Origin of the sequence: Streptacidiphilus rugosus AM-16 (assembly GCF_000744655.1) — a bacterium.
Lineage (GTDB): Bacteria > Actinomycetota > Actinomycetes > Streptomycetales > Streptomycetaceae > Streptacidiphilus > Streptacidiphilus rugosus.
The window spans coordinates 2,614,365-2,637,942 of record NZ_JQMJ01000004.1; the positions used below are offsets into that span (position 1 = coordinate 2,614,365).

Genomic DNA, 23,578 nt, shown 5'->3' on the forward strand with positions numbered 1-23,578 from the left:
CAACGGGGCACGAGTGCATGAGGAGCAAAGGGTGAGCGAGGACCCGGGCGCGGCGCGGCGGGCGCGGATCGAGGCGCTGCGCGCCCAGGAGGCGGCCAAGGCGCGGAAACGGAAGTTGCTGGCCTGGGGCGGCGGCGTGCTGGTGCTCGCCCTGGTCGTCGGCGCGGTGCTGTGGGCGACGCTGGGCAACTCGTCGAGCGGGTCGTCGGCGTCCGGGGCGTTCTGCGGGAACGTGGCCTCCGGAAGCCCCAACAACAAGCAGTGGGCGGGCCCGCCGGCGATGACCATCGACCCCGCGGCGAAGTACTCCGCGACGCTGAAGACCTCCTGCGGTGACATCGGCATCGCGCTGGACGCCAAGAACGCGCCGAAGACGGTCAACAACTTCGTCTTCCTGGCGCAGCAGAACTACTTCGACCACACCAAGTGCCACCGGCTGACCACCTCCGGCATCTACGTGCTGCAGTGCGGCGACCCGACGGCGACCGGCAGCGGCGGCCCCGGCTACAAGTTCGACGACGAGTACCTGAACGACCCGGCGATCAAGACCGGGGTCTACCCGGCGGGCACCGTGGCGATGGCCAACTCCGGCCCGAACACCAACGGTTCACAGTTCTTCCTGGTCTACAAGGACAGCCGGCTCTCGCCGAACTACACGCCCTTCGGGAAGATCACCTCGGGCCTGGACATCCTGGAGCACATCGCCGCGGACGGCGACGACAGCTCCAACGGCACCGGCGACGGCAAGCCCAACGACAACGTCGTGATCAACTCGGTTCCGGTGACCAAGGAATGAGAAAGAGGGGGTGCGGGGCCGAGGCCCCGCACCCCCTCCGGCGTTCCTTCACCAGGGGCTCTGCGCCCTACGCGCTCTTGTCCCTGCGCTCACGCTGGCCGCGGATGTCGCGCGGGACCAGGGTCGGGTTGACGTGCTCCAGGACCACGTTCTCGTCGACGACCACGCGGGCGACGTCCTTGCGCGAGGGAACCTCGTACATCACGGACATCAGCACCTCCTCCATGATCGCGCGCAGACCGCGGGCGCCGGTGGAGCGCTTGATCGCCTGGTCGGCGATGGCGTCGAGCGCCTCGGCGGTGAACTCCAGCTCCACACCGTCCAGCTCGAACAGCCGCCGGTACTGCTTGACCAGCGCGTTCTTCGGCTCGGTGAGGATCTGCAGCAGCGCGTCCCGGTCCAGGTTGTGGACGGAGGTGATCACCGGCAGACGGCCGATGAACTCGGGGATCATGCCGAACTTGACCAGGTCCTCCGGCATGACCTCGCGGAACATGTCGCTGGAGTCGATCTCGTGCTTGGAGCGGATCTGGGCGCCGAAGCCGATGCCCTTCTTGCCCGCGCGACCCTCGATGATGCGCTCCAGGCCGGAGAAGGCACCGCCCACGATGAACAGCACGTTCGTCGTGTCGATCTGGATGAACTCCTGGTGCGGGTGCTTGCGCCCGCCCTGCGGTGGCACCGAGGCGGTGGTGCCCTCCAGGATCTTCAGCAGCGCCTGCTGCACGCCCTCGCCGGAGACGTCACGCGTGATCGACGGGTTCTCGCTCTTGCGGGCGACCTTGTCGATCTCGTCGATGTAGATGATCCCGGTCTCGGCCTTCTTGACGTCGTAGTCCGCCGCCTGGATCAGCTTGAGCAGGATGTTCTCGACGTCCTCGCCGACGTAACCGGCCTCGGTCAGCGCCGTGGCGTCCGCGATGGCGAACGGCACGTTCAGCATCCGGGCCAGGGTCTGCGCCAGCAGCGTCTTGCCGGAGCCCGTGGGGCCCAGCAGCAGGATGTTGGACTTGGCGAGCTCGATGCCCTCGTCACGGCCGTGCTTGCCGTTCTCGCCGGCCTGGACGCGCTTGTAGTGGTTGTAGACCGCCACGGACAGCGCCTTCTTGGCGGTCTCCTGGCCGACCACGTAGCCGTCGAGGAACTCGTAGATCTCGCGGGGCTTGGGCAGCTCCTCGAAGCGAACCTCCGAGGTCTCCGCCAGTTCCTCTTCGATGATCTCGTTGCACAGGTCGATGCACTCGTCGCAGATGTACACGCCGGGCCCGGCAATGAGCTTCTTCACCTGCTTCTGGCTCTTGCCGCAGAACGAGCACTTGAGCAGGTCGCCACCGTCACCGATGCGTGCCACGAGGTGCTTCCCCTTCGCCAAAGGCTCCCTTGGGGGGTGGAGCCTGGTGCTTGGTATCCGACGGTACTCCGTCAGGACTCCCGATTCGCCGTGTTCGGCGGTCTTCCCGCTTCCGCCCTGGGCGAATATGCGAATCCGAATCGGCCGGAACGATACGTCGGTACTGACGATGGTGCCAGGCGTCGCCCCCGGCTCCAAGAGCCGGGGGCGTTCTGACTGCGTGGTGCTGGTCTCAGCAGCGCGGGCGCGCCGCCCTCACGGGACGGTCCCGCCCGGACCGCTCAGTCCAGCTGCGAGGTCTTGCGGGTGGAGATGATCTGGTCGATGAAGCCGTAGTTCAGCGCCTCCTCGGCCGTGAGGATCTTGTCGCGCTCGATGTCCTCGCTGATCTCCTGCTGGCTCTTGTGGGAGTGCTTGGAGAGCAGCTCCTCCAGCAGTTCGCGCATGCGCTGGATCTCGTGCGCCTGGATCTCCAGGTCGGAGACCTGGCCGCGGCCCGTCTCGGTGTAGGGCTGGTGGATCAGCACGCGGGCGTTCGGCAGCGCCATGCGCTTGCCCGGCGTGCCGGCGGCCAGCAGCACGGCGGCGGCGGAGGCCGCCTGGCCCATGCAGACCGTCTGGATGTCGGGCTTGACGAACTGCATGGTGTCGTAGATCGCCGTGAGCGCGGTGAAGGAGCCGCCGGGCGAGTTGATGTACATGGAGATGTCCCGGTCGGGGTCCATCGACTCCAGGCAGATCAGCTGCGCCATGATGTCGTTCGCGGAGGCGTCGTCGACCTGGGTGCCCAGGAAGATGATGCGCTCCTCGAAGAGCTTCGCGTACGGGTTGTACTCACGGAAGCCCTGGGAGGTGCGCTCCACGAAGGTGGGCAGGATGTAGCGGCCCTCGGCGCGCATGTTCTCCAGGCGCCCCTGCGCGCTGGACAGGCTGGGGATGTTCATCGGGATCTTCCGTCCTCCGGAACGAACGAACGTGGGTGTGGTCGGTGCTCGCGACGTGAGCGGGCTCGTGCTGCCGCTCAGGCGCCCGTGCCGCCGCCGCCGGGGACGTCCGCGGCGCTGTGCATGATGTTGTCGATGAGGCCGTACTCCTTGGCCTCCTGCGGCGTGAACCAGCGGTCACGGTCGGAGTCCGCGGTGATCTGCTCCGTCGTCTGGCCGCTGTGCTGGCCGATGAGTTCGGCCATGCGGTGCTTGAGCCGCACCAGCTGCTGGGCCTGGATCCGGATGTCGGTGGCGGAGCCGCCGAGACCGGCCGAGGGCTGGTGCATCAGGATCTCGGCGTTCGGCAGCGCGAAGCGCTTGCCCTTCGCGCCGGCGGTGAGCAGGAACTGGCCCATCGAGGCCGCCATGCCCATCGCGATGGTGACCACGTCGTTCTTGATGTACTGCATGGTGTCGTAGATCGCCATGCCGGCGGTGACCGAGCCGCCAGGGGAGTTGATGTAGAGGAAGATGTCCTTTTCCGGGTCGGCCGCGAGCAGCAGCAGCTGCGCGGTGATCCGGTTGGCGATGTCGTCGTCGACCTGCTGGCCGAGGAAGATGATGCGCTCGTTGAGCAGACGGTTGTAGACCTGGTCTCCCAGACCGCCGCCACCGATTTCGCCGGCGGCACGGGGAGTCACAAGACCGGGCATCGAGATCTGCGGAATCGTCACGTATCCACCTGCTCGTTGTTGACACGACGGCTGGTCGTCGAAGGCCGCCGTCACAGCGTTTCCACCGACCCTAACGCGCGGGCCTGGCCAGGCCATCCCTCACACCGACCTGTTCGCTTTGAGCGTCACGTGCACGGACGGTGGGCGATCTTCGCGGGAATCACGGCGGTCACGGCGGAGCGACGCCGCAGGGCCCGGACCGCGTGAAGCGGTCCGGGCCCTGCACCGTTCAGAACTGCGCACCCGTGGGGACGCGGGAGGCTCAGGCCTCCGTGGTCTCCTCGACGGCCTCGACCGTCTCGGTGGCCTCGGCGGACTCGGTGGTCTCGTCCTCGTCCTCGTCGTCGGAGAAGTCCACGACGTTGCCCTCGGTGTCGACGACCTTGGCGGCCTCGACGACGGCCGCGAGCGCCTTTCCGCGGACGACCTCACCGACGAGCAGCGGCACCTGGCCGCCCTCGACGACCTGCTGGGCGAACTGGTCCGGCGTCATGCCGGAACCGGCGGCGCGGCGCAGCAGGTGCTCGGTGAGCTCCTCCTGGGAGACGCCCAGCTCCTCCTTGGCCGCAATGGCGTCCAGCACGAACTGGGTCTTGATGCCCTTCTTGGCCTGCTCGTCGAGCTCGGCGTCGAAGGACTCGGCGGTCTTGTCCTGCAGCTTCAGCCAGCCGTCGAGGTCCAGGCCCATCTGCGGGAGCTGGTGGTGCTCGAGGTTGTGCTTGCGGGTCTGGACCTCGTCCGCGAGCAGCTTCTCCGGGTACGGCATGTCGACCTGCTCGAGGAGCGCGTCGAGGACCTTCTCCTGGGCCTGGGTGGCCTGGTCGAACTCCTTCATGCGGGCGAGCCGCTTGCGGGAGTCGTCCTTCAGCTCGTCCAGGGTGTCGAACTCGCTCGCCATCTGGGCGAACTCGTCGTCCAGGGTCGGGAGCTCCTTCTCCTGCACCGCGGTGACCGTGACGGTGACCTCGGAGTCCTTGCCCGCGGCGCTGCCGCCCTTGAGCTCGGTGGTGAAGGTGGCGCTGCCGCCGGCCTCCAGGCCGATGACGGCGTCGTCGATGCCGTCGAGCAGACGGCCGGAGCCGATCTCGTAGGTGACGCCGGTGGCGGTGCCGTCCTCGGGGACCTCACCGTCGACCTTGGCCTCGAGGTCCACCACGACGATGTCGCCGGCGGCCGCGGCACGCTCGACGGCGTTCACCGAGGCGAAGCGCTCGCGCAGCTGCTCCAGGCTCTTCTCGACGTCCTCGTCGGTGACCTCGATCGGGTCGACGGTCACCTCGATGGCGGCGAAGTCGGGGAGGGTGATCTCCGGACGGATGTCCACCTCGGCGGTGAACTTCAGGTCGCCGCCGTCGACGAGCGTCTCGACGCCCTCGATCTCGGTGATCTCCGGCTGGCCGAGGACGTCGATCTTGCCCTCTTCCACGGCCTGGCCGTAGAAGCGCGGCAGCGCGTCGTTGACGGCCTCCTCCAGCACGGCGCCGCGGCCGAAACGCTGGTCGATGACGCGAGCCGGGATCTTGCCCTTGCGGAAACCCGGAACCGTGACCTGCTGGTTGATCTTCTTGTACGCCGCGTCGAGGCTGGGCTTGAGCTCCTCGAAGGGCACCTCGACGGTGAGTCGAACCCGGGTCGGGTTCAGAGTCTCCACGGCGCTCTTCACGGTTGGGTCTCCTTGGGGGCTTTACGGTCGGTTGTCCGCCACGAGCCCGGTCTTCGGGCACGCGGCGAGACGGGTGATGCGTCCTGAGTGACTATCGCCCGCCGGGCAGGTGGGGCCTTGGCCGCCCCCGCGATCACACTTGCGTGCGCTGCGGGAGGCACGTGCGCAGACGCCACCAGCGACCCATCCTACCGGTACCACAATCTGCCTTCGCCCCGTCGGGCGGACACGGCGTCCGTGCAGGTCAGAACGGCACTGCTCGCGCATGATCGCGCCACGGTCGCGCTTGGCTGGTCGGGGTGACCGGATTCGAACCGACGACCTTCCGCTCCCAAAGCGGACGCGCTACCAAACTGCGCCACACCCCGTTCGTCTGGCGAGACGTAGCGTACATGCTCCCCCAGGCCCGCCCGAGCGAATTCCGCCGACCGACACCACCGGACACCCGCAGCTCAAGCGGTGTGCGCACACGCCCCCGCGTCCGCTACCCTGATCCCCGAACACCCCCTGCGGGCGTAGCTCAATGGTAGAGCCCTAGTCTTCCAAACTAGCTACGCGGGTTCGATTCCCGTCGCCCGCTCGTACGCCGAAGGCCCAGGCCAGGGACATGATCCCCAGCCTGGGCCTTTCGCGTTCCAGGGGCGCTGACGCGCCCGTTGCCCGGGAGCAGGGGTCAGGGTTCGAGGCCGTCGGCGCGCCCGACGCGGGCGACCGCGGAACGCCGGACCTGGACGAGGGCCAGGTAGCCCAGGGCCATGAGGGGGAAGCCGGCCCAGACGTGCAGGGCCTGGAGCGCCGCACCCGACCAGATCGCGACGGCGGCGGCCGACTCGCGTCGCAACTGCCGCGCGGACCGCCTGCTCGCGGAGGGGCGGATCAGCTGGCGGCCGAGGAACACCTGGAGGAGATTGACCAGGGCGCCGAGGCCCGCGACGCATGCCAGAGCTGTCCACATGCGCGGGAGCATAGATCGTCCGGCGGGAGGCGGGACCGCCGGGGCCCGGGGCGGTCAGGGGAACATCGACGGCTGGGTGGTCGGGGTTCCGGGGAGGCAGGGGGTCAGGGCGAAGACGTCGGTCTCGCCGGTGCCCTTGCGGTAGGAGATCTTGATGGCGTAGTCGCCCAGGGTTCCCGTCGAGACGTAGATGTAGTCCGGGCGGGGCTGGGACTCGCTCTGCCAGGGATCGAAGGTCCAGCCCTCGGAGGCGAGGGCGGTGCGGACCGCGGGGCCGGTGTCAGGGGAGCCGAGGTGCGGCAGGCGGGACACGTTGACCTCGTGCCGGGCGGTGCCGGAGGCCGTGCAGGCCGGGTGGGAGCCGGGCGGGGGGATCACGCCGGCGACCACTACGCCCGCGGGGTCGTGCGAGGCGCCGTCGACCGCCTTGGCCATCAGGGTGTGCAGCGCGGCGTCGGCCTGGGCGAGGGTCGTGCTGGACCGGACGTCGTCAGCCCCGGGAGCGGGGCTTCCCGAGCAGGCGACCGCCAGCGCCAGCACGCCCGACACCGAAACGGCCACCGACAGGGACACCGATATGCGGCGCTTGAGCACGACACCCTCCGAGTTGGATCACAGCGGAGGGGATCATAGCCCGTTCCGTCCCGGCGTCGACCGGCGAAGCCCCAGGTCAGCGGGGTGGTGCCGCCGACGCACCGTCAGCAGGCCCGCGATTCAGCGCCGGGGGCGCAGATCGTCGACCAGGCGGAAGCGTTCCAGGACCACGGGGGTGGCGTCGTCGACGGTGAAGGCCGGGTCGTCGAGAGCGGCGCGGACGTCGGGGCCGTGCCAGTAGGACTCGTGGTCGGCGCGCCAGGCGGCCAATGTGGTGTGGCCCTCGCCCTCGTCGACGGCGTGGGCGAGGTCGACCTCGGCCAGTGGGACGACGCGGACCTCGGTGACCTCGATGACGCCGACGGGCCGGTCGTCGGAGTCGACCAGCGCCAGCCGCAGGCCGGGGACCGGGAGGGCCTCGTTCTCGTGGGCGTAGTCGGCGACGAGGCCGGTGGTGCTGGTCTTGGTGCCGTCAAGGATCGCGGCGACCAGACGGTCGCGCAGCGGTCCGGGAAAGGCGAAGGTCGCCCGGGGCAGGGCCGTGACGTCGTCGGGTGTGGTCATGGCCGGACCCTAGGGCGAAGGACGCCGTGGCGCAGCCGGAAAAGCGGGTGCGCCCGCGCGAACCCGGTGCGAAGCTGCGCCCAATGAACCGCGAAGAGATCTCCGCCATCAGCCACGCCGATCACCCGATCAAGGCGCCCCTCCACGACGACTCCGTCCGCGCGCTGCTCGCCCGCGCGCTGCCGCGCGGGGACGAGCGGCTGCTCGACCTCGGCTGCGGCAGCGCCGAGTGGTTGCTGCGGGCCCTGGAGGGACACCCGGACGCGCGGGCGGTCGGGGTGGACATCTCCACGACCGCGCTCGCCGAGGCGCGCGAGCGTGCCGCGCGGCGTGGCGTCGCGGACCGGCTCGAACTGCACCAGGTCCCGGCCGCCGACTTCGCCGCCGGGCACGGCTTCGACGTGGTGCTGAGCGTCGGCGCGGTGCACGCCTTCGGCGGGCTGCTCGCGACCGTGGAGGCCGCCGGACGGCATCTCGCGCCCGGCGGCCGGATTCTCGTCGGGGACGGCTTCTGGCAGTCACCTCCCACCGAGGAGGTCGTCGAGATGATGGGGGACTCCGCCGATCTCGCGGGGACGCTGGAACTGCTCGCCGAGGCCGGCTGGACGACGGTCCACGGGCACGTCAGCTCGCGCGCCGAGCTCGACGGCTACGAGTGGGCCTGCTGGGGCTCCCTCGCGAGCTGGGCGCTGGACCACCCGGAGGACCCGGAGGCGGCGGAGGTGCTGGCGCTCTCGTCCCAGCGCTACCGGGACTGGACGCGCCTGTACCGGGACTGCTGGGGGTTCGTGACGCTGATCCTGCGCCGCACCCCTGAGGCCCTGCGCTGAGTCGACCCTGCGTCGACCTCAGCTCGAGGCGCCGGAGACCCCGGGGGCGATGAAGCGGCGGTGCAGCGGGCTGAAGGCGACCTCGGGTTCCCCGTCGATGCCCGCCTCCTTCACGGCCGGCATCAGCTGGCTCTCGCTGAACCGGCCGAAGTGGTCGGCCGACTCCCACACGTCCGTGACGTGCAGCGCGTCGCCGTCGAACCAGGCGACATGGATCTGACCGCCGGCCGGGGCCAGCTCCTCCCAGCGGACGCGGTCGCGGACGGCGTCGTACTGGTCCTGGGTGACTCCGGGCCAACGCATCGACATGACGACGGTCATCAGGTCCTCCTCGTGGGCTTCGATTCCGGATGGCGCTCCGGCCTCCTCGAAGGAGGCTAGCGCCGCGCTCCTTCTTCGAGGTTAGGCCTCGTGGGGTGGGGTGGGCGCGCGCAGCGGGCGCACGGAAGCGCGGTACTCTCGGCGCGGCTGCACTGGTGTGTGCGGGCCACGGCGGGCCCGAGGCACGACAGAGGCGGGGCACTGGTGCAACCGGATCAGCGGCTGGACGTCATACGGCGCAGCGTGGTGCGGGAGATGGCCGCGTTGGGCCGTGAGTTCCACATCGAGGACCAGGTGGTCAGGGGCCCGGGCCGGACGGCGGTCGCCGTTCGCGAGCACCGCGACACCGGGGGCTATCCGGGCGCCGCGCCGCATCTGGACCTCGGCTACGCGCTCCGCCTGGGCGACGGCGAGGGTCCGGTGGTCTGGGACTGCGTGAGCGGGCTGGGCCGGACCGAGGAACAGCGGCTGGAGAACGGCGTCCGGATGTGGCGCACGACGACGGCCTCGGCCGTGGTCGAACTGCTGGAGCAGCGCGGACTGCACGGCGACGTCTACCCGCCCGAGGCGGTGCCCCCGAAACCTCCCGGACGGGCCGTCGGGGTGCCGGGCTGGCACACGGTGCAAGGGCCCGCCTGTGTCTTCGGTTTCCGCAACGGCCCGCTCAGCGAGTGGGTCGCGGACCACCATCTGCTGCCCGCCGTCGCCGGGCACGTGCTGCCCCGGCTGGACGGCAGGGCGCTGCACGGCGTGCGGTTCTTCTTCGGCGGGCGGGCGGACGACGAGGTGGCCGAGGTGCGGTTGAACGGCGAACCGCTGCCGGCCGCGTCGGAGGCGCTGCGGGCGACGGCCTGGCCGCGCGGCGAGCATCTGGCCTGGGCCCGCTGCTTCCTGCTGCTGACGCGCGACCCCGACGCGCTACGGGACGCCGAGACCCCGGGGGACGGTCCGCGGGGCCGCCCGGGAGGCGGGGGCGGTGGAGGGGGCGGGCGCGGCGGCGACGCGGGACGCGGTTCGTCGCCGGGTCAGCCCGTCGCACCCGGCGGGCTGTTGCGCAAACTGCTCAACCCCTGACCGGTCCGGGCCGCCACGGCGGCCGGACCCGCCGATCTGTCAGTGGGTGATCTGGTTGACCGTGTTCGCGATCTGGGTCAGGAAGGTCTGGATCGGCGCCGCCGCCGAGGTCTTGGCCAGGAAGAACCCGAACAGGACCGCCAGCACCGTGTATCCGAGCTTCATGCTCTTGTTGCGGATGAAGACGACGAGCAGGATCCCCAACAGGACAACAGCGGAGATGGAAAAGGTTGTCACGGGCCCCACTTCCTCGATCGAGCGTGACGACGGGTACGTCTACGTCTGAGGGACGCCCGGCAGCCGAGAACACGCACCGTGAACACGGCACCACCCCCAGCCCACGCTCGCCCGCATATTCAGTCTCTCCGGATCAAGCCGCTCCGTAAAGCACTTCCGGCTCACACCCACCCCGTGGGTGCACAATCAGCCGAGATTGTCCGAAGATCGTGTGACGGATGGTACAAGTGCTGCCGGTGATAAGGCTATTCGCGCCAGAGCAGCAGGAGGGCGCGATCGTCGCTCCGGTCCTTCGCGACCGTCTCGATGAGCCGCCAGGCCGATCCGGCGAAGGCCGTGCCCATCAACCGGTCCGCCGCCCCCATCAGCCGGTCCATGCCCTCGGTCAGATCACGCCCCGGGGCCTCGACCATGCCGTCGGTGCAGAGCATCAGCACGTCGCCGCGGGCCAGCACCCCGCGCACGCCCTCGAACTTCGCGCCGTCGTAGATGCCGAGCAGCGGGCCCTCGGCCTCCTTCGTCTCCCAGCGTCCCGTGCCGTTGGACCGCTGCATACCGGGCAGATGGCCGGCCGAGAGCAACTCGTACTCCCCCGTGTCCAGATCCAGCACCAGATGCACGGCACTGGCGAAGCCCTCCTCCCAACCCTGGCGCAGCAGATAGCCGTTGGCCGCGGGGAGGAAGTCGTGCGGCGGGAGCGAGCCGAGCAGGCCGCCGAACGCGCCGGAGAGCAGCAGGGCGCGCGAGCCGGCGTCCATTCCCTTGCCGGAGACGTCGGCGAGGACGGCCTCCAGCACCCGCTTGCCGCCGCCGGTGCGGGCGGCGACGACGAAGTCGCCGGAGAACGACTGGCCGCCGGCCGGGCGCAGCGCCATCTCCGCGTGCCAACCGCTGGGCAGCGCGGGGATCCTGCTCTGCACCTTGAGCCGCTCGCGCAGGTCGAAGAGCATCGAGCCGCCGCGCCGCCAGGGCACCCCGACCCGGTTGCGGAACTGCGCCAGCGCCAGCCCGACCGCGCCCACCGCGCCGACCACCAGCACGCAGCCGGGGGTCACATGGCCGGGGGCCCCCGGAGCGTAGGCGCCGAGCAGCACGGACTCGATCGCCAACGCGGCGGCCGCGGCGGCGTAGAGCAGCACCAGGCTGCTGGGCCGCAGCAGCAGTGCGCCGGAGATCACCGGCAGCACCAGCGCGGTGGGCGGACACCAGGTCGGGGCCAGCACGGTGGCGACGGTCAACAGCGGGACGACCGCGAACAGGACGGCGAAGGCGAGCCAGTCGGCGCCCTCGCCGCGGAAGTAGTCGACGGCGGCACGGCGCACCCGACGCCAGGCCCGGCGGTGCGCCCTGCGCAGCCGGGCCGTCAGGGTGTCGTCGGGGTGCCCCCCGGACTCGCGACGTGCCATTCCGGGAGACCCTATCGAGCGCGGCCGGGGCACGTCGATGCGTTTCGGATGCGGGATGCAACCGACAGGGGCCAAATCTGGTCGCGCTTCGTCCTGCTCGCTGCTAGGCAGGTCGTATGGACGCATCGAACCTGCCGTGGAACGCCTCACCCACCGCCTCCCCCGAGCTGCGGATCATCAACGCCGACGACTTCGAAGCCTGGTACGCGTCCCTGGTGGACGCCTTCGGCGGAGTGCCCGAAGCTCCCGAGGAGGCGGCACTGTGGCAAGAGCTTACCGAGCTGGATCGCTCGATCGGCGCATTCGACGCGAAGACGGTGGTCGGGTCGGCCGGGGCGTTCAGCTTCGGGCTGGCCGTGCCGGGCGGGGCGGAGACGGCCGAGCGGCCGCTGGTCCCGGCGGCCGGGGTGACCATGGTCGGGGTGCGGTCGACCCATCGGCGACGCGGGCTGCTGTCGGCGATGATGCGCAGCCAGTTGGACGACGTGCGCGGGCGCGGCGAACCGGTGGCGGTGCTCACGGCCTCCGAACCGGCCATCTACGGCCGCTTCGGCTACGGCCTGGCCTCGTTGCGGGTGAGCGTGACGATGGACCGGCACCGGGTGCGGATCGCCGACCCCGGTCTCGGGCGCGAACTGCGGCTGTCCCAGGCGGATCCGGTCGAGTCGCTGGCCGTCTGCGAGGAGCTGTACGCGCGGGTGGGGCCGACGCGCGCGGGGTGGCTGCGGCGACCGGCCGGCTGGGAGAAGGTCGCGGTGCTCGACCCGTCCTCGGACCGGGACGGCCACTCCCCGCTCTTCTGCGTGCTGGTGGAGGATCCGGTCACCGGCGGCCTGGGCGGCTACGCCCGCTACGCCGTCAAGCCGAGCTGGGACCGGTCGGGCCCGAACGGCTCCGTCCGGGTCCGCGAACTGTACGCGGCCTCCCCCGAGGCGACGGCGGCGCTGTGGCGCTACCTGCTGGACGTCGACCTCACCGACACGGTGACCTCGGCCGGCCGTCCGGTGGACGACGCGCTGCTGAGCCTGGTCGACGACCCCCGCCGCTGCGGGCCCGTGGTCGGCGACGGGATCTACCTCCGACCGGTGGAGGTGGGCGCGGCGCTCGGTGCGCGGGGCTACTACCGGCCCGTGGACCTGGTGTTGGAGGTGGAGGACGCGTTCTGCCCCTGGAACACCGGTCGTTGGCGCCTGTCCGCCGACGGGAAGGGGGCCGTGTGCGAGCGCACCACGGATCCGGCGGACCTCGCCCTGACGGTGCGTGAGCTGGGCGCCGCCTATCTGGGCGGCGTGACGCTGCGCTCGCTCGCCACCGCGGGCCGGGTCCGCGAACTGCGCGCGGGCGCCCTCGCGGCGGCGTCTGCGGCGTTCGCGACGGACCTCGCGCCGTGGCTGCCGCGCGGGTTCTGAGTCCAGCGGCCTGACCACCGGGCGGGACCCGGTCCGGCCGGCCCGGCGTCGGACGCGACGACGCCGACGGCCGGGCGGGCCTCACGCACGACGCGGCGCCCCGCTGCTCAGGCGGCCTGGCAGCGGGGGCACCAGAAGAGGTTGCGGGCCGCGTGCTCCTCGGTGCGGACGGGGGTGCCGCAGACGAGGCAGGCCTGGCCGGTGCGGCGGTAGACGTAGACCTCGCCGCCGTGGTCGTCCCGGCGGGGAGGCCGGCCCATGGCCTCGGGGGTGTGCTCGGGGCGGACGGTGTCGATCCGGCCGAGCCGGACGCCCTCGGCCATCAGCGGGCGCAGGTCCGCCCAGATCGCGTCCCACTCGGCGCGGTCCAGGCTCCGGCCCTCGCGGTGGGGATCGACGCCCTGTCGGAAGAGGACCTCGGCGCGGTAGACGTTCCCGACCCCGCTGAGGACCTTCTGGTCCATCAGCAGGGCGGCGATGGTGGTGCGGCTGCCGCTGATCCGCTTCCAGGCCGCCTCGCCGGTGTCCTCGGGACGCAGCGGGTCGGGGCCGAGCAGCCGCTCGGCGTCGGCCTTCTCGAAGGGGCTGATCAGTCGGCACTTGGTGGGCCCGCGCAGGTCGGCGTGGGCGCCGCCGCGGGCCTCCGTGGCGATCCGCAGCCGGACCTGCCCGACGGGGGCGGGGGTGGGGCCGTGGCCCCAGAAGACCTTGCCGTAGAGGCCGAGATGGATGTGCACCCAGCCGGCCTCGCCGAAGCCGAGGAACAGGTGCTTGCCCTTGGCGTCGGTGTCGGTCAGGGTGCGGCCGTCCAGCTTCGCCGCGGCGGGGGCGAAGGGCCCCTGGGGGCTGGAGACGGCAACGGCCTGGCCGCCGAACACCCGGTGGTATTCGGCGGCCAGTCGGTGGATGGTGTGACCCTCGGGCACGGTGGGGCGACCCGGTCAGCCCTGCGGGTGGTGGGCCGGGACGGGCGGCAGCTCGCCGGTGGTCTCGTAGTCCGTCAGCATGTCGATGCGGCGGATGTGACGCTCCTCGGCCGAGAACGGCGTGTTGAGGAAGGTCTCCAGGAAGGAGGTCGCCTCCTCCTCGCTGTGCATGCGGCCGCCGATGCTGATCACGTTGGCGTTGTTGTGCTCCCGGCCCAGCTGGGCGGTCTCCACACTCCAGGCCAGCGCGGCGCGGACGCCCTTGACCTTGTTGGCGGCGATGGCCTCGCCGTTGCCGCTGCCGCCGATGACGACGCCGAGCGCCTCCGGGTCCGCCGCGGTGCGCTCGGCGGCGCGCAGGCAGAACGGGGGGTAGTCGTCGACGGCGTCGTAGATGTGCGGACCGCAGTCGATCGGCTCGTGGCCGGCCTCGGTGAGCCACTTCACGAAGTGCTGCTTGAGCTCGTAGCCGGCGTGGTCGGATCCCAGGTAGACGCGCATGGGAGGGATTATGTCAGCCCGCTCAGCCCTTACGCCCGACGAGCTTCCACGCCGCCGGGAGCAGGCCCGTCGCCAGGGCGACCTTGAGTGCGTCGCCGAGCAGGAAGGGGTAGAGGCCGAGCGAGGCGGCCTCGGCCAGCGGCAGGTGGGCGGCGACCGCCAGCCACGGGACGCCGACGGCGTAGATGGCGAGGTTGCCCAGCACCATCGCACCGGCGGTGCGCAGCGGGCTGCGGTCCGCACCACGGCGGGCGAGCGCGCCGACCAGCGCGCCGGCCAGCACGAAGCCGACGACGTAGCCGATGGTCACCCCGGTGCCGGAGGCGCCGCCCGCGAACCAGGGCAGACCGGCGAGCCCGGCCAGCAGGTAGAGGCCCATCGAGGCGGCCCCGCGACGGGTGCCGAGGGCCGTGCCGACCAGCAGCGCGGCGAGCGTCTGGCCGGTCACCGGCACCGGCGAGCCGGGCACGGGGACGGAGAGCTGCGCGGCCAACCCGGTGAACGCGGCGCCGCCGAGGACGAGCGCGGCGTCGCGGACCAGCGTGCGTCCGCGGTCGGCGGCGGGCAGCAGGTCGGCGAGGACGGCGCCGGGGCGCACGATCGGGGCGGCGAGACTCACGCGGTACTCCTGGGCTTGCTGGGGACGATCGAGTCGACCGGGAGGGATCGAACAAAGATCGCAGTGAACGCTCGTGAACCTATCGGGCGGAGCGAGAGGGGCGCCTGAGGGGGTTCTTACAAAACCGCAGGTCGCCGCTTGGGCGGGACGACAGCGCGACCACGATGCGCAGCGGGACCGTCACCCATGGCGATCACGGCTTCCGGATGGTGATCAACAGGGCCTCGCCCCTGACCGCCGGGCCAGTATTGCCCGGATACTGATCAGGCCTGTCCGCTATTCGGACTCATCCACCCCACCAGGACATCGCACCATGAGCGTCGCCGCACCCCCAGGTACCGAACCGAAGTCGCCCGCGCAGGCGGAGCAGCAGGGCCTCACCCAGGGCCTCGAGCCGCGCCACCTCTCGATGATCGCCCTCGGCGGCGTCATCGGCGCCGGCCTCTTCGTCGGCTCCGGGGCGGGCATCGCCGCCGCCGGGCCCGCGATCGTGCTGGCCTTCGCCGTCTCCGGCGTGCTGGTCATGCTGATCATGCGGATGCTCGGCGAGATGTCCGCGGCACGGCCCGCGTCCGGCTCGTTCTCGGTGCACGCGGAGAAGGAGATCGGCGTCTGGGCCGGCTTCGCCTCCGGCTGGATGTTCTGGCTGCTGCTCTGCGTCGGCGTCTCGGTGGAAGCCACCGGCGCGGCCGGGATCATGACCAACTGGCTTCCGGGAACCCCGACCTGGCTCTGGGTCGCCCTCTTCATGGCCTTCTTCTGCGGCAGCAATCTCGCCGCGGTGAAGAACTTCGGCGAGTTCGAGTTCTGGTTCGCTGCGATCAAGGTGGCCGCGATCGTCGGCTTCCTGGTGCTGGCCGTGCTGGCCGTCCTCGGGGTCGTCGGCAGCGGCGCGCCCGGCTTCGCCAATCTCACCGGCCACGGCGGCTTCCTGCCGAACGGCGCGTCCGGCCTGGTCACGGGCCTGCTGGCCTCGGTCTTCGCCTACGGCGGGCTGGAGACGGTCACCATCGCCGCGGCCGAGTCCGCGGACCCGGTGCGCAGCGTCGGTCGCGCGGTGCGCACGGCGATGTGGCGGATCGCGCTCTTCTACGTCGGGTCGATGGCCGTCATCGTCACGCTGCTGCCCTGGAACGACCCGAAGGTGACCAGGAACGGTCCCTACGTTGAGGTGCTGAACCTCATCGGCGTCCCTGCGGCGGCACAGGTCATGAACGTGGTCGTGCTGATCGCGCTGCTGAGCGCCATGAACGCGAACATCTACGGTTCCTCGCGGATGGCGTACTCGCTGGTCCGGCGCGGTCTCGGCCCGAAGGCGGTCGCCCGGGTGAGCGGCGGCGTGCCGCGGGTCGCGGTGCTGGCGTCCTCGGCGTTCGGGTTCTTCGCGGTGCTGCTGAACTTCTGGTGGCCGACGACGGTGTTCCAGTGGCTGCTGAACGCGACGGGCGCGGCGGTCCTGGTGGTCTGGGCGTTCGTCTGCGTCGCGCAGCTGCGGATGCGGCGGCGGCTGGAGCGCGAGGCGCCGGAGCGGATCTCCGTCCGGATGTGGGGCTTCCCGTATCTGACCTGGGCGACGCTGGCGGGCGTCGTCGGCGTCCTGGCCCTGATGACGACGAGCCACGACAACCGCGTCCAACTGGCCTGCACGCTGGGCTTCGCCCTGGCGCTCTCGGCCGCGGGCCTCGTCCGGCAACGGCGGAGGCGCGGGAGCGCTTGAGGGGCGCGAGGCTCTGCTGATATGCGGCTCCTCCCCCGGCCTTCGGCCGGGAGGCGCCCCCTGCGTGGGCGCGAGCAACCACCCCGCGCGGATGGCCCTGCTCATTGAGGGCGCACGGGGTGGCTTGTCGCGCACGCAGTGAATCAAGCAGAGCCTCGCACCCCTGACAGAGCAACCAGCCCCACGGCGCACAGGTGCACGCCCGCGCGCCGGGGGCGCGCAGTTCCTCGCGCCCCCGGATGGTGCAACGGGCCCCGTGCTCGAAGAACTTCAGGAGGTCACTCGAAGTTCGGGCCGGCGGTCCGCGTGCGCTTGAGCTCGTAGAAGCCCGGGTGGCGGCGACCAGCAGCGTGCCGTCCCAGAGGCGGCCCGCCGCCTCGCCGCGCGGGGTCGGGGTGACGACGGGGCCGAAGAAGGCGACTCGCTCGCCCGTCGGGCCGGGGACCGCGATCACCGGGGTGCCGACGTCCTCGCCGACCAGGCCGATGCCCTCGGCGTGCGAGGCGCGCAGCGCGGTGTCGTGGTCGGCGGAGTCCATCGCGTCGGCCAGGGACAGGGGCAGGCCGACCTCCTCCAGCGCCGACTCGACCGTCGCCCGGTCGCGCGGCAGACCCTGGTTGTGGAAACGGGTCCCGAGCGCCGTGTACAGGCCGCCCAGCACCTCGTCGCCGTGGTCCTTCGCCGCGGCTATGCAGACGCGGACGGGGCCCCAGGCCTCCTCCAGGAACTTCGCGTACTGCTCGGGCAGGTCCTTCCCCTCGTTCAGCACCGCGAGGCTCATCACGTGCCACTTCACCGCGACCGGGCGCTCCTTCTCGACCTCCAGCATCCAGCGGGAGGCCATCCACGCCCACGGACACAGCGGGTCGAACCAGAAGTCCGCCGGGACGGGCGGCGCAGCGGAGACGTCGACAGACATACAGGGGCTCCTTGGGAGAGGGAACTTCTCGTCCGCCCAACGCGCGTCCGCGCCCCGCCATTCCCCCGCACGCGCCCCAGGGAGCCCCGGCGTCACCGACCGGGGGCGCGCCGCACGTGGCAAGATGCCAGCACAGACACGAGTTCCTGGGTTCAGCGGCGCGGCCACCCCACGCGCCCGAAACGCACGAGGGAGTACCGACGTGCCCGGCACGAATCTGACCCGCGACGAGGCGCACGAGCGGGCGCGCATCCTCGACGTCGACGGCTACACCGTCGAACTCGACCTTCGCAGCGCACTCGGGGAGACCGGCGTCTTCCGCTCCCGGACGACGCTGAGGTTCCGCTGCGCCGTCCCGGGCGCGGACTCCTTCGCCGATCTGCTCGCGCGCACCGTGCACAGCGTCACACTGAACGGGCGCTCCCTGGACCCGGCCGAGGTCTTCGACGGCTCGCGGATCGCGCTTCCCGGCCTGGCCGACGAGAACGAGCTCGTCGTGGACGCCGACTGCGCCTACAGCCACACCGGCGAGGGCCTGCACCGCTTCGTCGACCCGGTCGACGGCGAGGTGTACCTCTACACCCAGTACGAGCCGGCCGACGCGCGCCGGGTGTTCGCCAACTTCGAGCAGCCGGATCTGAAGGCGCCCTTCACCTTCACGGTCACCGCGCCCGGGCACTGGGAGGCGTTCTCCAACTCCCCGACCGGCGGCGACGCGGTCCGCAACGAGGACGGGTCGCTGACCTGGAGCTTCGCTCCGACGCCGCGCATCTCCACCTACATCACCGCCGTCGTCGCCGGTCCGTACCACGTGGACCGCGACAGCTACAGCCGCGCACTGCCCGACGGCCGCACCCTGGAGATCCCGCTGGGCGCGCTCTGCCGGAAGTCGCTGGCCCAGTACTTCGACTCGGACGAGATCTTCACGGTCACCAAGCAGGGCCTGGACTTCTTCCACGACGAGTTCGACTACCCGTACCCGTTCGGCAAGTACGACCAGGCCTTCGTGCCCGAGTACAACATCGGCGCGATGGAGAACCCCGGCTGCGTGACCTTCCGCGAGGAGTTCATCTACCGCTCCAAGGTGACCGAGGCCGCCTACGAGGGCCGCGCCAACGTCATCCTGCACGAGATGGCCCACATGTGGTTCGGCGACCTGGTCACCATGCAGTGGTGGGACGACCTGTGGCTGAAGGAGTCGTTCGCCGACTTCATGGGCGCGTTCTCGCAGGTCGAGGCGACGAAGTACCAGGCCGGCTGGATCACCTTCGCCAACCGCCGCAAGGCCTGGGCCTACCGTCAGGACCAGCTGCCGACCACGCACCCGATCACCGCGGACATCCGCGACCTCGAGGACGCCAAGCTCAACTTCGACGGCATCACCTACGCCAAGGGCGCCTCGGTGCTCAAGCAGTTGGTGGCCTACGTGGGGCGTGAGGCCTTCATGGAGGGCGCACGCCGCTACTTCAAGCGCCACGCCTTCGGCAACACCACCCTGGAGGACCTCCTCGCCGTGCTCGCCGAGACCAGCGGGCGCGGTTCCGAGGCGATGGCCGAATGGTCCCGCGCGTGGCTGCAGACCGCGGGCGTGAACGTGCTGACGCCGGAGCTCACCGTCGACGCCGAGGGCCGGATCACCGACTTCGCCGTGCTCCAGGGCGCCGCCGACGAGCAGCCCACGCTGCGCCCGCACCGCATCGCGGTCGGCTGCTACGACCTGGCCGAGGACGGCCGGCTGGTCCGCACCCACCGCGTCGAGATCGACGTGCGCGCGGACGCGCGGACGCCGGTCCCCGAGCTGGTCGGCCTGGCCCGTCCGGCGCTGGTCCTGGTCAACGACGACGACCTGACGTACTGCAAGATCCGCTTCGACGAGACCTCGCTGGCCACGTTGCGCACCTCCCTCGGCGACGTCCAGGACCCGCTGGCCCGCGCCCTGTGCTGGTCGGCGGTGTGGAACCTGACCCGCGACGGTCTGATGCCGGCCAGGGACTTCCTGGACCTGGTGCTGCGCTTCGCCGGCCGCGAGACCGACATCGGCGTGCTGCAGCAGCTGCACGCCCAGTCGAAGCTGACGCTGGAGCAGTACGTGGCCCCCGAGGGCCGCGAGGCGGCCGCCCGGGCCCTGGCCGAGGGTGCCCTCACGGAGCTGCGCGTGGCCGTGCCCGGTGGTGACCACCAGCTGGCCTGGGGGCGCTTCTTCGCCCAGACGGCGGGCGGCGAGAGCGAGCTGCGACTCGTCTCCGGGCTGCTGGACGGCACCGCGCGGATCGACGGGCTCGACGTGGACCAGGAGCTGCGCTGGACGCTGCTCCAGTCCCTCGTCTCCGGCGGCGCGGCGGGCGACGCCGAGCTGACGGCCGAGCTGGAGCGGGACAACACCGCCAGCGGCAGGCGACTGGAGACCGCGTGCCGGGCCTCCGCGCCGACGGCCGAGGCGAAGGCGCGGACCTGGCACCGGGTCGTGGAGACGGACGAGCTGCCGAACGCGCTGATCGAGGCGGAGATCGCCGGCTTCCAGCAGGCGTCGCAGCGGGAGCTGGTCGCGCCGTACGCGGAGCCGTACTTCGAGGTGCTGGAGAAGGTCTGGGCCGAGCGCTCGATCGAGATCGCGCTGCGCATCGTCAACGGCCTGTTCCCGCGTCTGGTCGGCACGACGGCGACGCTGGAGCGGACCGACCTGTGGCTGGCCGAGCACGAGGACGCGGCCCCTGCGCTGCGCCGCCTGGTGCGCGAGTGCCGCGACGACCTCGCCCGCGCGCTGCGCGCGCAGCGACGCGACGCGGTCTGACGGACGCCCAGGTACGCACCACGCGTCCCACCCGCCCCCGTCCGGCCCTCTACGATGGCCGGACGGGGGCGTGGCGCTATCGCCCCCGCGTTGACTGACCGTCAGTCGACGGACGTGGGGAGGCGCGCGGCATGACAGACCAGACCCCTGGATTCGGAGGGGCACCGCAGGGGCCCGACCAGGACGAGGACGACTACCACCTGGCAGGCGGCCGGCCCGCTCCGCAGGACGCCCCGCCACCTCAGCAGTCGGGACAGCCCGGCTGGTCCTACGCCCCGACCGAGGCGGCGACACCGCAGGTGCCGCACCAGGCGCAACCGCCGATGCAGCAGGCCCCGATGCAGGCACAGGTGCCGCAGCAGGCGCAGCCACCGATGCAGCAGCCGCAGTACCCGGGACAGCCGTACCCGGCGCAGGGCGGAGGCTACGGTCAGCCGCCGCAGCAGGCGCCGCAGCAGGGCTTCCCGCCCGCGCCGCCGGCCCAGGGATACGGCTACCCCGGCGTCCCCGGTGTCCAGCAACCGCCGCAGCAGCAGCCGATGGCGCCGATGGGCGACGGATACGGCTACGGCTACCCCCAGCCGCCGGCCGGTCAGCCGCCGATGCAGCAGCAGCCCGGCTACGGGTACCCCGGCGCTCCGGGCATGCCGCCGATGGGGACGCCGCCCAGGTCGGGCCTGAGCGGGGGCGCGATCGGCGGCATCATCGCGGGCGTCGTCGTCCTCGCCGGGATCGCCACGGCCGCCGTGGTCCTCACCGACAAGGGTGGCGGCGGCGGAGGCGGTCAGGGCGGCGGCGGCCCGCGCGCGCTGGCGGCCGGTTGGACCGCCGCCGGCAGCGGCAGCACCGACCACGCGCTCGGCGCGTGGCTCACGAGCCAGTACCTGATCAGGGGCACGGACGGCGGGGTGATCGCCTACCGGGTCGCCGACGGCAGCACGGCCTGGACCGCGAAGCCGCTCTCCGGCCCCGGCGTCCCCTGCGCGATGTCGCCGACCGTCTCACCGGCCGGTATCGGCATGATCGGCTTCGGCCCGGACGCGGACCACTGCTCCACGCTCGTCGGCGTGGACACCCGCACCGGACAGTCGCTCTTCTCCACCCCGCTGACGAACAAGGACCACACCGCACCGAGTTCGACCTCGACCTTCGTCTCCGGCAACGTCGGCGTGATCGTCAACGACAACGTCATAGGCGGTGTCGATCTCTCGAACGGCAAGCCCGTATGGGGCTACCAGCCACGTGGCCAGTACTGCAACGAGTACCCCTACGGCGGTGCGGGCGTGGTCCTGGTCGACGACTACTGCGCCGACGCCAGCCCCACCTACACGCTGACCGCCGTCGACGCGGCGACGGGCGCCCGGGTCTGGCGCAAGCAGGACACCGACCACGTCGACGTCGAGTCGGTCCTGGCCGGTCCCAGCCCCGTCGTCGCCAAGCTGCTGAACAGCAGCTCGTCCTCGACGTCGATCTACGACGCGACCGGCACGCCGCGCACGCTCAGCAGTGCCGACGAGATCGTGTCGGACGGCATGGTCACCCGGATGCTGAACAGCTCGACCCTGCTGCTGGAGACCCGCACCGAAGCCCCGGTCTACACGATGACCGCGTTCAACCTGACGACGGGTTCGGTCGCGTGGGCCTACGACGGCGAGACCCACAAGGGCGCGACACCGGCCACCTCGCTCCAGGACGGCAGCGGCAAGCTCTACGCGATCTCGCTGGCCGACTACGGCGCCAGCCCGCTGCTCGTCTCGCTGGATCCGACCACGGGCAAGTCGACGGTCGTCGCCAAACTGCCCCAGCAGGACAGCGAGACGATGTTCCTCAACGGCTCGGTCTTCGTCCTGCCGGACCCGAAGGTCCTCTTCGTCAGCGGCGACAGTTCGACGACGGCGATTCAGACCTTCAAGTAGCGGCGCAGATCAGCGGGGCGGCTGCTCCTGGTGGCCGCCCTGCTGCTGCGGCGGGTAGGTGTAGTTCGGCAGGCTCTGGTACGGCTGCTGCTGGTACTGCCCCGTCGGCGGCTGGTAGGGCGGCTGGTAAGGCTGCGCGGGCGCCGGCCCGCCCGGCGGCATCCCCGCGGCGCTCGGGCGGCGACGCGCACGAGCGATCAGGGCGACGACGAGGCCGAGGACGACGAGGCCACCGACGCCGCCGAGGATCAGCCCGGTCGAGCCGCCACCCCCGGAGGATCCGCCCGGCGCGGCGGCGACGGGTGCGGAACTGCTGCCGGAGTCACCGCTCGAAGCCGCGGACGCCTGCGGCAGCGGCCCGGCCGCCGGCCCGGGATCGACCTTCATGTCGAAGTACGGCCACGCGATGCCGTAGCCGAACCCGGGGTCGGGCGCGGTGTGCCCCTTCGGGAGGTCCGCGGTCTTGATGATGTAGTTGACGATCTGCCCCTGCGTCAGCTCCGGGTGCGCGGAGCGGAAGAGGGCCGCGATGGCGGAGACGTAGGCAGCGGCCAGGCTCGTTCCGTCGCCCTTGCCCATCTGCGTGTCGTTGCCGTCGTTGTCGCAGACGATGCCGACCCCCGGCGCGGCGACGGTCACACCACCGGTGTTCGACTGACTCCAGAGCTTTCCGCTCTGGTCGACGGCACCCACCTTGATGACGCCGGGATAGGAGCCTGGATACTCCTTGTCACTCGTACCGCTGTTGCCGGACGAAGTCACGACGACGACGTTGTGCTGCTCGGCGTAGGCAACCGCTGCCTCGTCCGCCGCGCTCGGGTCCGCGCTGCCCAACGAGATGTTGATGACCTGGGCGTGATGGTCCACGGCGTAGTGGATTGCCGGAGCGAGATAGTCGCTCCCCAGGCTGCCGGTAACCCCGTCCCCAACACCGATCGGCAGGATCTTGGCCTCGGGGGCGAGCCCCATGATTCCCCGTGCACCGTTGCTTCCATGACCATGCGCCGCAATCACGCTTGCGATGCAGGTGCCGTGGCCCTCTGGAGAATGGTCTGTCTGCCCGTCACCGCCGAACGCGAAGTCCTTGCCTGCCAGCACCTGGCCGCTCAGGTCGATGTGGCTCGCGCGGACACCTGAGTCGATGACAGCAACGGTGATGCCCTTGCCCTTCGAGTGGTTCCACACCGACTTGGTGGCGTCGTAGGCAGAGAGCGCCCACTGAGCGGAACGTGCTTCATCGGCGTGGGCGACTGGCGTGGTGCCCATGACCAGGGCTCCAGTGAGCACTGCTCCCCCGACAGTGTGCAGTGCTCGCCTGAAGCCCATTCC

General features: G+C 71.2%; 21 protein-coding genes, 2 tRNA genes and 1 pseudogene. 8 read left to right on the forward strand and 16 right to left on the reverse strand.

Annotation, left to right across the window (positions count from 1 at the left end; all coding sequences use genetic code 11):
* Positions 1–31 precede the first annotated feature (31 nt).
* The gene (locus BS83_RS45590; protein ID WP_037605183.1) at positions 32–796 is read left to right on the forward strand and encodes a peptidylprolyl isomerase; all 765 of its coding nucleotides are present in this window, start codon (positions 32–34) and stop codon (positions 794–796) included.
* Positions 797–863: 67 nt separating this feature from the next.
* Here the strand turns inward: BS83_RS45590 and clpX are convergent, their stop codons facing one another.
* The 5 genes from clpX to BS83_RS20975 form a co-directional block, all read right to left on the reverse strand.
* Positions 864–2,147 carry an ATP-dependent Clp protease ATP-binding subunit ClpX gene (gene clpX, locus BS83_RS20955; RefSeq protein WP_037609538.1) on the reverse strand — a complete coding sequence of 428 codons (1,284 nt, stop codon included), beginning with the start codon at positions 2,145–2,147 and terminating at the stop codon, positions 864–866.
* 281 nt (positions 2,148–2,428) lie between these two features.
* Entirely contained in the window at positions 2,429–3,091 is a 663-nt protein-coding gene (locus tag BS83_RS20960) for an ATP-dependent Clp protease proteolytic subunit (protein WP_051943493.1), read from the reverse strand.
* A 77-nt stretch (positions 3,092–3,168) separates the two neighbouring features.
* Positions 3,169–3,786: an ATP-dependent Clp protease proteolytic subunit gene (locus tag BS83_RS20965; protein ID WP_037609540.1), complete on the reverse strand. Its 618-nt coding sequence runs from the start codon at positions 3,784–3,786 to the stop codon at positions 3,169–3,171.
* Between the two features lie 283 nt (positions 3,787–4,069).
* Positions 4,070–5,470: a trigger factor gene (tig, locus tag BS83_RS20970; RefSeq protein ID WP_037605184.1), complete on the reverse strand. Its 1,401-nt coding sequence runs from the start codon at positions 5,468–5,470 to the stop codon at positions 4,070–4,072.
* A 291-nt stretch (positions 5,471–5,761) separates the two neighbouring features.
* A tRNA-Pro gene (locus BS83_RS20975) sits at positions 5,762–5,838 on the reverse strand.
* A gap of 141 nt (positions 5,839–5,979) precedes the next feature.
* Between BS83_RS20975 and BS83_RS20980 the strand changes: the two genes are divergently transcribed.
* Positions 5,980–6,050 (forward strand) — tRNA-Gly (locus tag BS83_RS20980).
* Between the two features lie 93 nt (positions 6,051–6,143).
* Here BS83_RS20980 and BS83_RS20985 read toward each other — a convergent pair.
* The 3 genes from BS83_RS20985 to BS83_RS20995 all read right to left on the reverse strand — a co-directional run bounded on the left by BS83_RS20985 (position 6,144) and on the right by BS83_RS20995 (position 7,583).
* Positions 6,144–6,425: a hypothetical protein gene (locus BS83_RS20985; RefSeq protein WP_157597263.1), complete on the reverse strand. Its 282-nt coding sequence runs from the start codon at positions 6,423–6,425 to the stop codon at positions 6,144–6,146.
* Positions 6,426–6,479: 54 nt separating this feature from the next.
* Positions 6,480–7,019 (reverse strand): hypothetical protein, encoded by a 540-nt coding sequence (locus BS83_RS20990; RefSeq protein ID WP_037605186.1) that lies wholly within the window; start codon positions 7,017–7,019, stop codon positions 6,480–6,482.
* A gap of 120 nt (positions 7,020–7,139) precedes the next feature.
* Positions 7,140–7,583 (reverse strand): ASCH domain-containing protein, encoded by a 444-nt coding sequence (locus tag BS83_RS20995; protein WP_037605187.1) that lies wholly within the window; start codon positions 7,581–7,583, stop codon positions 7,140–7,142.
* A gap of 83 nt (positions 7,584–7,666) precedes the next feature.
* Between BS83_RS20995 and BS83_RS21000 the strand changes: the two genes are divergently transcribed.
* Positions 7,667–8,413 (forward strand): SAM-dependent methyltransferase, encoded by a 747-nt coding sequence (locus BS83_RS21000; protein WP_037605188.1) that lies wholly within the window; start codon positions 7,667–7,669, stop codon positions 8,411–8,413.
* Between the two features lie 18 nt (positions 8,414–8,431).
* Here BS83_RS21000 and BS83_RS21005 read toward each other — a convergent pair whose 3' ends face one another.
* Entirely contained in the window at positions 8,432–8,734 is a 303-nt protein-coding gene (locus BS83_RS21005) for a hypothetical protein (RefSeq protein ID WP_037605189.1), read from the reverse strand.
* A 204-nt stretch (positions 8,735–8,938) separates the two neighbouring features.
* Here BS83_RS21005 and BS83_RS21010 point away from each other — a divergent pair, with 204 nt between their 5' ends.
* Positions 8,939–9,808 (forward strand): DUF6348 family protein, encoded by an 870-nt coding sequence (locus tag BS83_RS21010; RefSeq protein ID WP_037605190.1) that lies wholly within the window; start codon positions 8,939–8,941, stop codon positions 9,806–9,808.
* Positions 9,809–9,847: 39 nt separating this feature from the next.
* On the opposite strand, the gene BS83_RS21015 is transcribed toward BS83_RS21010, so the two are convergent.
* Complete coding sequence (locus BS83_RS21015; RefSeq protein ID WP_051943495.1) at positions 9,848–10,045, reverse strand: hypothetical protein; 198 nt, start codon at positions 10,043–10,045, stop codon at positions 9,848–9,850.
* Positions 10,046–10,290: 245 nt separating this feature from the next.
* The gene (locus BS83_RS21020; RefSeq protein ID WP_037605191.1) at positions 10,291–11,451 is read right to left on the reverse strand and encodes a PP2C family protein-serine/threonine phosphatase; all 1,161 of its coding nucleotides are present in this window, start codon (positions 11,449–11,451) and stop codon (positions 10,291–10,293) included.
* A gap of 116 nt (positions 11,452–11,567) precedes the next feature.
* On the opposite strand from BS83_RS21020, the gene BS83_RS21025 reads away from it, so the two are divergent.
* The gene (locus tag BS83_RS21025; RefSeq protein WP_037605192.1) at positions 11,568–12,860 is read left to right on the forward strand and encodes a GNAT family N-acetyltransferase; all 1,293 of its coding nucleotides are present in this window, start codon (positions 11,568–11,570) and stop codon (positions 12,858–12,860) included.
* Between the two features lie 107 nt (positions 12,861–12,967).
* On the opposite strand, the gene BS83_RS21030 is transcribed toward BS83_RS21025, so the two are convergent.
* The 3 genes from BS83_RS21030 to BS83_RS21040 are packed head-to-tail and all read right to left on the reverse strand — an operon-like array spanning position 12,968 to position 14,906.
* Positions 12,968–13,786 (reverse strand): Fpg/Nei family DNA glycosylase, encoded by an 819-nt coding sequence (locus BS83_RS21030; RefSeq protein ID WP_037605193.1) that lies wholly within the window; start codon positions 13,784–13,786, stop codon positions 12,968–12,970.
* A gap of 15 nt (positions 13,787–13,801) precedes the next feature.
* Entirely contained in the window at positions 13,802–14,287 is a 486-nt protein-coding gene (locus tag BS83_RS21035; protein ID WP_037605194.1) for a ribose-5-phosphate isomerase, read from the reverse strand.
* Positions 14,288–14,309: 22 nt separating this feature from the next.
* Entirely contained in the window at positions 14,310–14,906 is a 597-nt protein-coding gene (locus BS83_RS21040; RefSeq protein WP_037605195.1) for a biotin transporter BioY, read from the reverse strand.
* A gap of 313 nt (positions 14,907–15,219) precedes the next feature.
* On the opposite strand from BS83_RS21040, the gene BS83_RS21045 reads away from it, so the two are divergent.
* Positions 15,220–16,623 carry an amino acid permease gene (locus BS83_RS21045; protein WP_232248439.1) on the forward strand — a complete coding sequence of 468 codons (1,404 nt, stop codon included), beginning with the start codon at positions 15,220–15,222 and terminating at the stop codon, positions 16,621–16,623.
* Between the two features lie 278 nt (positions 16,624–16,901).
* Here the strand turns inward: BS83_RS21045 and BS83_RS44090 are convergent.
* Positions 16,902–17,542, reverse strand: a pseudogene (locus BS83_RS44090) (mycothiol-dependent nitroreductase Rv2466c family protein).
* A gap of 202 nt (positions 17,543–17,744) precedes the next feature.
* On the opposite strand from BS83_RS44090, the gene pepN reads away from it, so the two are divergent.
* Positions 17,745–20,333, forward strand: a complete 2,589-nt coding sequence (gene pepN / locus BS83_RS21050) for an aminopeptidase N (protein WP_037605197.1) — start codon at positions 17,745–17,747, stop codon at positions 20,331–20,333.
* A gap of 131 nt (positions 20,334–20,464) precedes the next feature.
* A complete protein-coding gene (locus BS83_RS21055) occupies positions 20,465–22,249 on the forward strand; it encodes an outer membrane protein assembly factor BamB family protein (RefSeq protein ID WP_037605198.1) in 1,785 nt (594 codons plus the stop codon).
* Between the two features lie 9 nt (positions 22,250–22,258).
* On the opposite strand, the gene BS83_RS21060 is transcribed toward BS83_RS21055, so the two are convergent.
* Positions 22,259–23,515 carry a S8 family serine peptidase gene (locus BS83_RS21060; RefSeq protein WP_037605199.1) on the reverse strand — a complete coding sequence of 419 codons (1,257 nt, stop codon included), beginning with the start codon at positions 23,513–23,515 and terminating at the stop codon, positions 22,259–22,261.
* Between the last annotated feature and the right edge of the window lie 63 nt (positions 23,516–23,578).

Excerpts from the sequence above, each read along its gene's own strand:
- BS83_RS20960 (WP_051943493.1), bottom strand. The coding sequence starts at position 3,091 with ATGAACATCCCCAGCCTGTCCAGCGCGCAGGGGCGCCTGGAGAACATG.
- BS83_RS20965 (WP_037609540.1), bottom strand. The coding sequence starts at position 3,786 with ATGCCCGGTCTTGTGACTCCCCGTGCCGCCGGCGAAATCGGTGGCGGC.
- BS83_RS20985 (WP_157597263.1), bottom strand. The coding sequence starts at position 6,425 with ATGTGGACAGCTCTGGCATGCGTCGCGGGCCTCGGCGCCCTGGTCAAT.
- BS83_RS20995 (WP_037605187.1), bottom strand. The coding sequence starts at position 7,583 with ATGACCACACCCGACGACGTCACGGCCCTGCCCCGGGCGACCTTCGCC.
- BS83_RS21000 (WP_037605188.1), top strand. The coding sequence starts at position 7,667 with ATGAACCGCGAAGAGATCTCCGCCATCAGCCACGCCGATCACCCGATC.
- BS83_RS21005 (WP_037605189.1), bottom strand. The coding sequence starts at position 8,734 with ATGACCGTCGTCATGTCGATGCGTTGGCCCGGAGTCACCCAGGACCAG.
- BS83_RS21020 (WP_037605191.1), bottom strand. The coding sequence starts at position 11,451 with ATGGCACGTCGCGAGTCCGGGGGGCACCCCGACGACACCCTGACGGCC.
- BS83_RS21025 (WP_037605192.1), top strand. The coding sequence starts at position 11,568 with ATGGACGCATCGAACCTGCCGTGGAACGCCTCACCCACCGCCTCCCCC.
- BS83_RS21035 (WP_037605194.1), bottom strand. The coding sequence starts at position 14,287 with ATGCGCGTCTACCTGGGATCCGACCACGCCGGCTACGAGCTCAAGCAG.
- BS83_RS21045 (WP_232248439.1), top strand. The coding sequence starts at position 15,220 with ATGAGCGTCGCCGCACCCCCAGGTACCGAACCGAAGTCGCCCGCGCAG.
- BS83_RS21055 (WP_037605198.1), top strand. The coding sequence starts at position 20,465 with ATGACAGACCAGACCCCTGGATTCGGAGGGGCACCGCAGGGGCCCGAC.
- BS83_RS21060 (WP_037605199.1), bottom strand. The coding sequence starts at position 23,515 with ATGGGCACCACGCCAGTCGCCCACGCCGATGAAGCACGTTCCGCTCAG.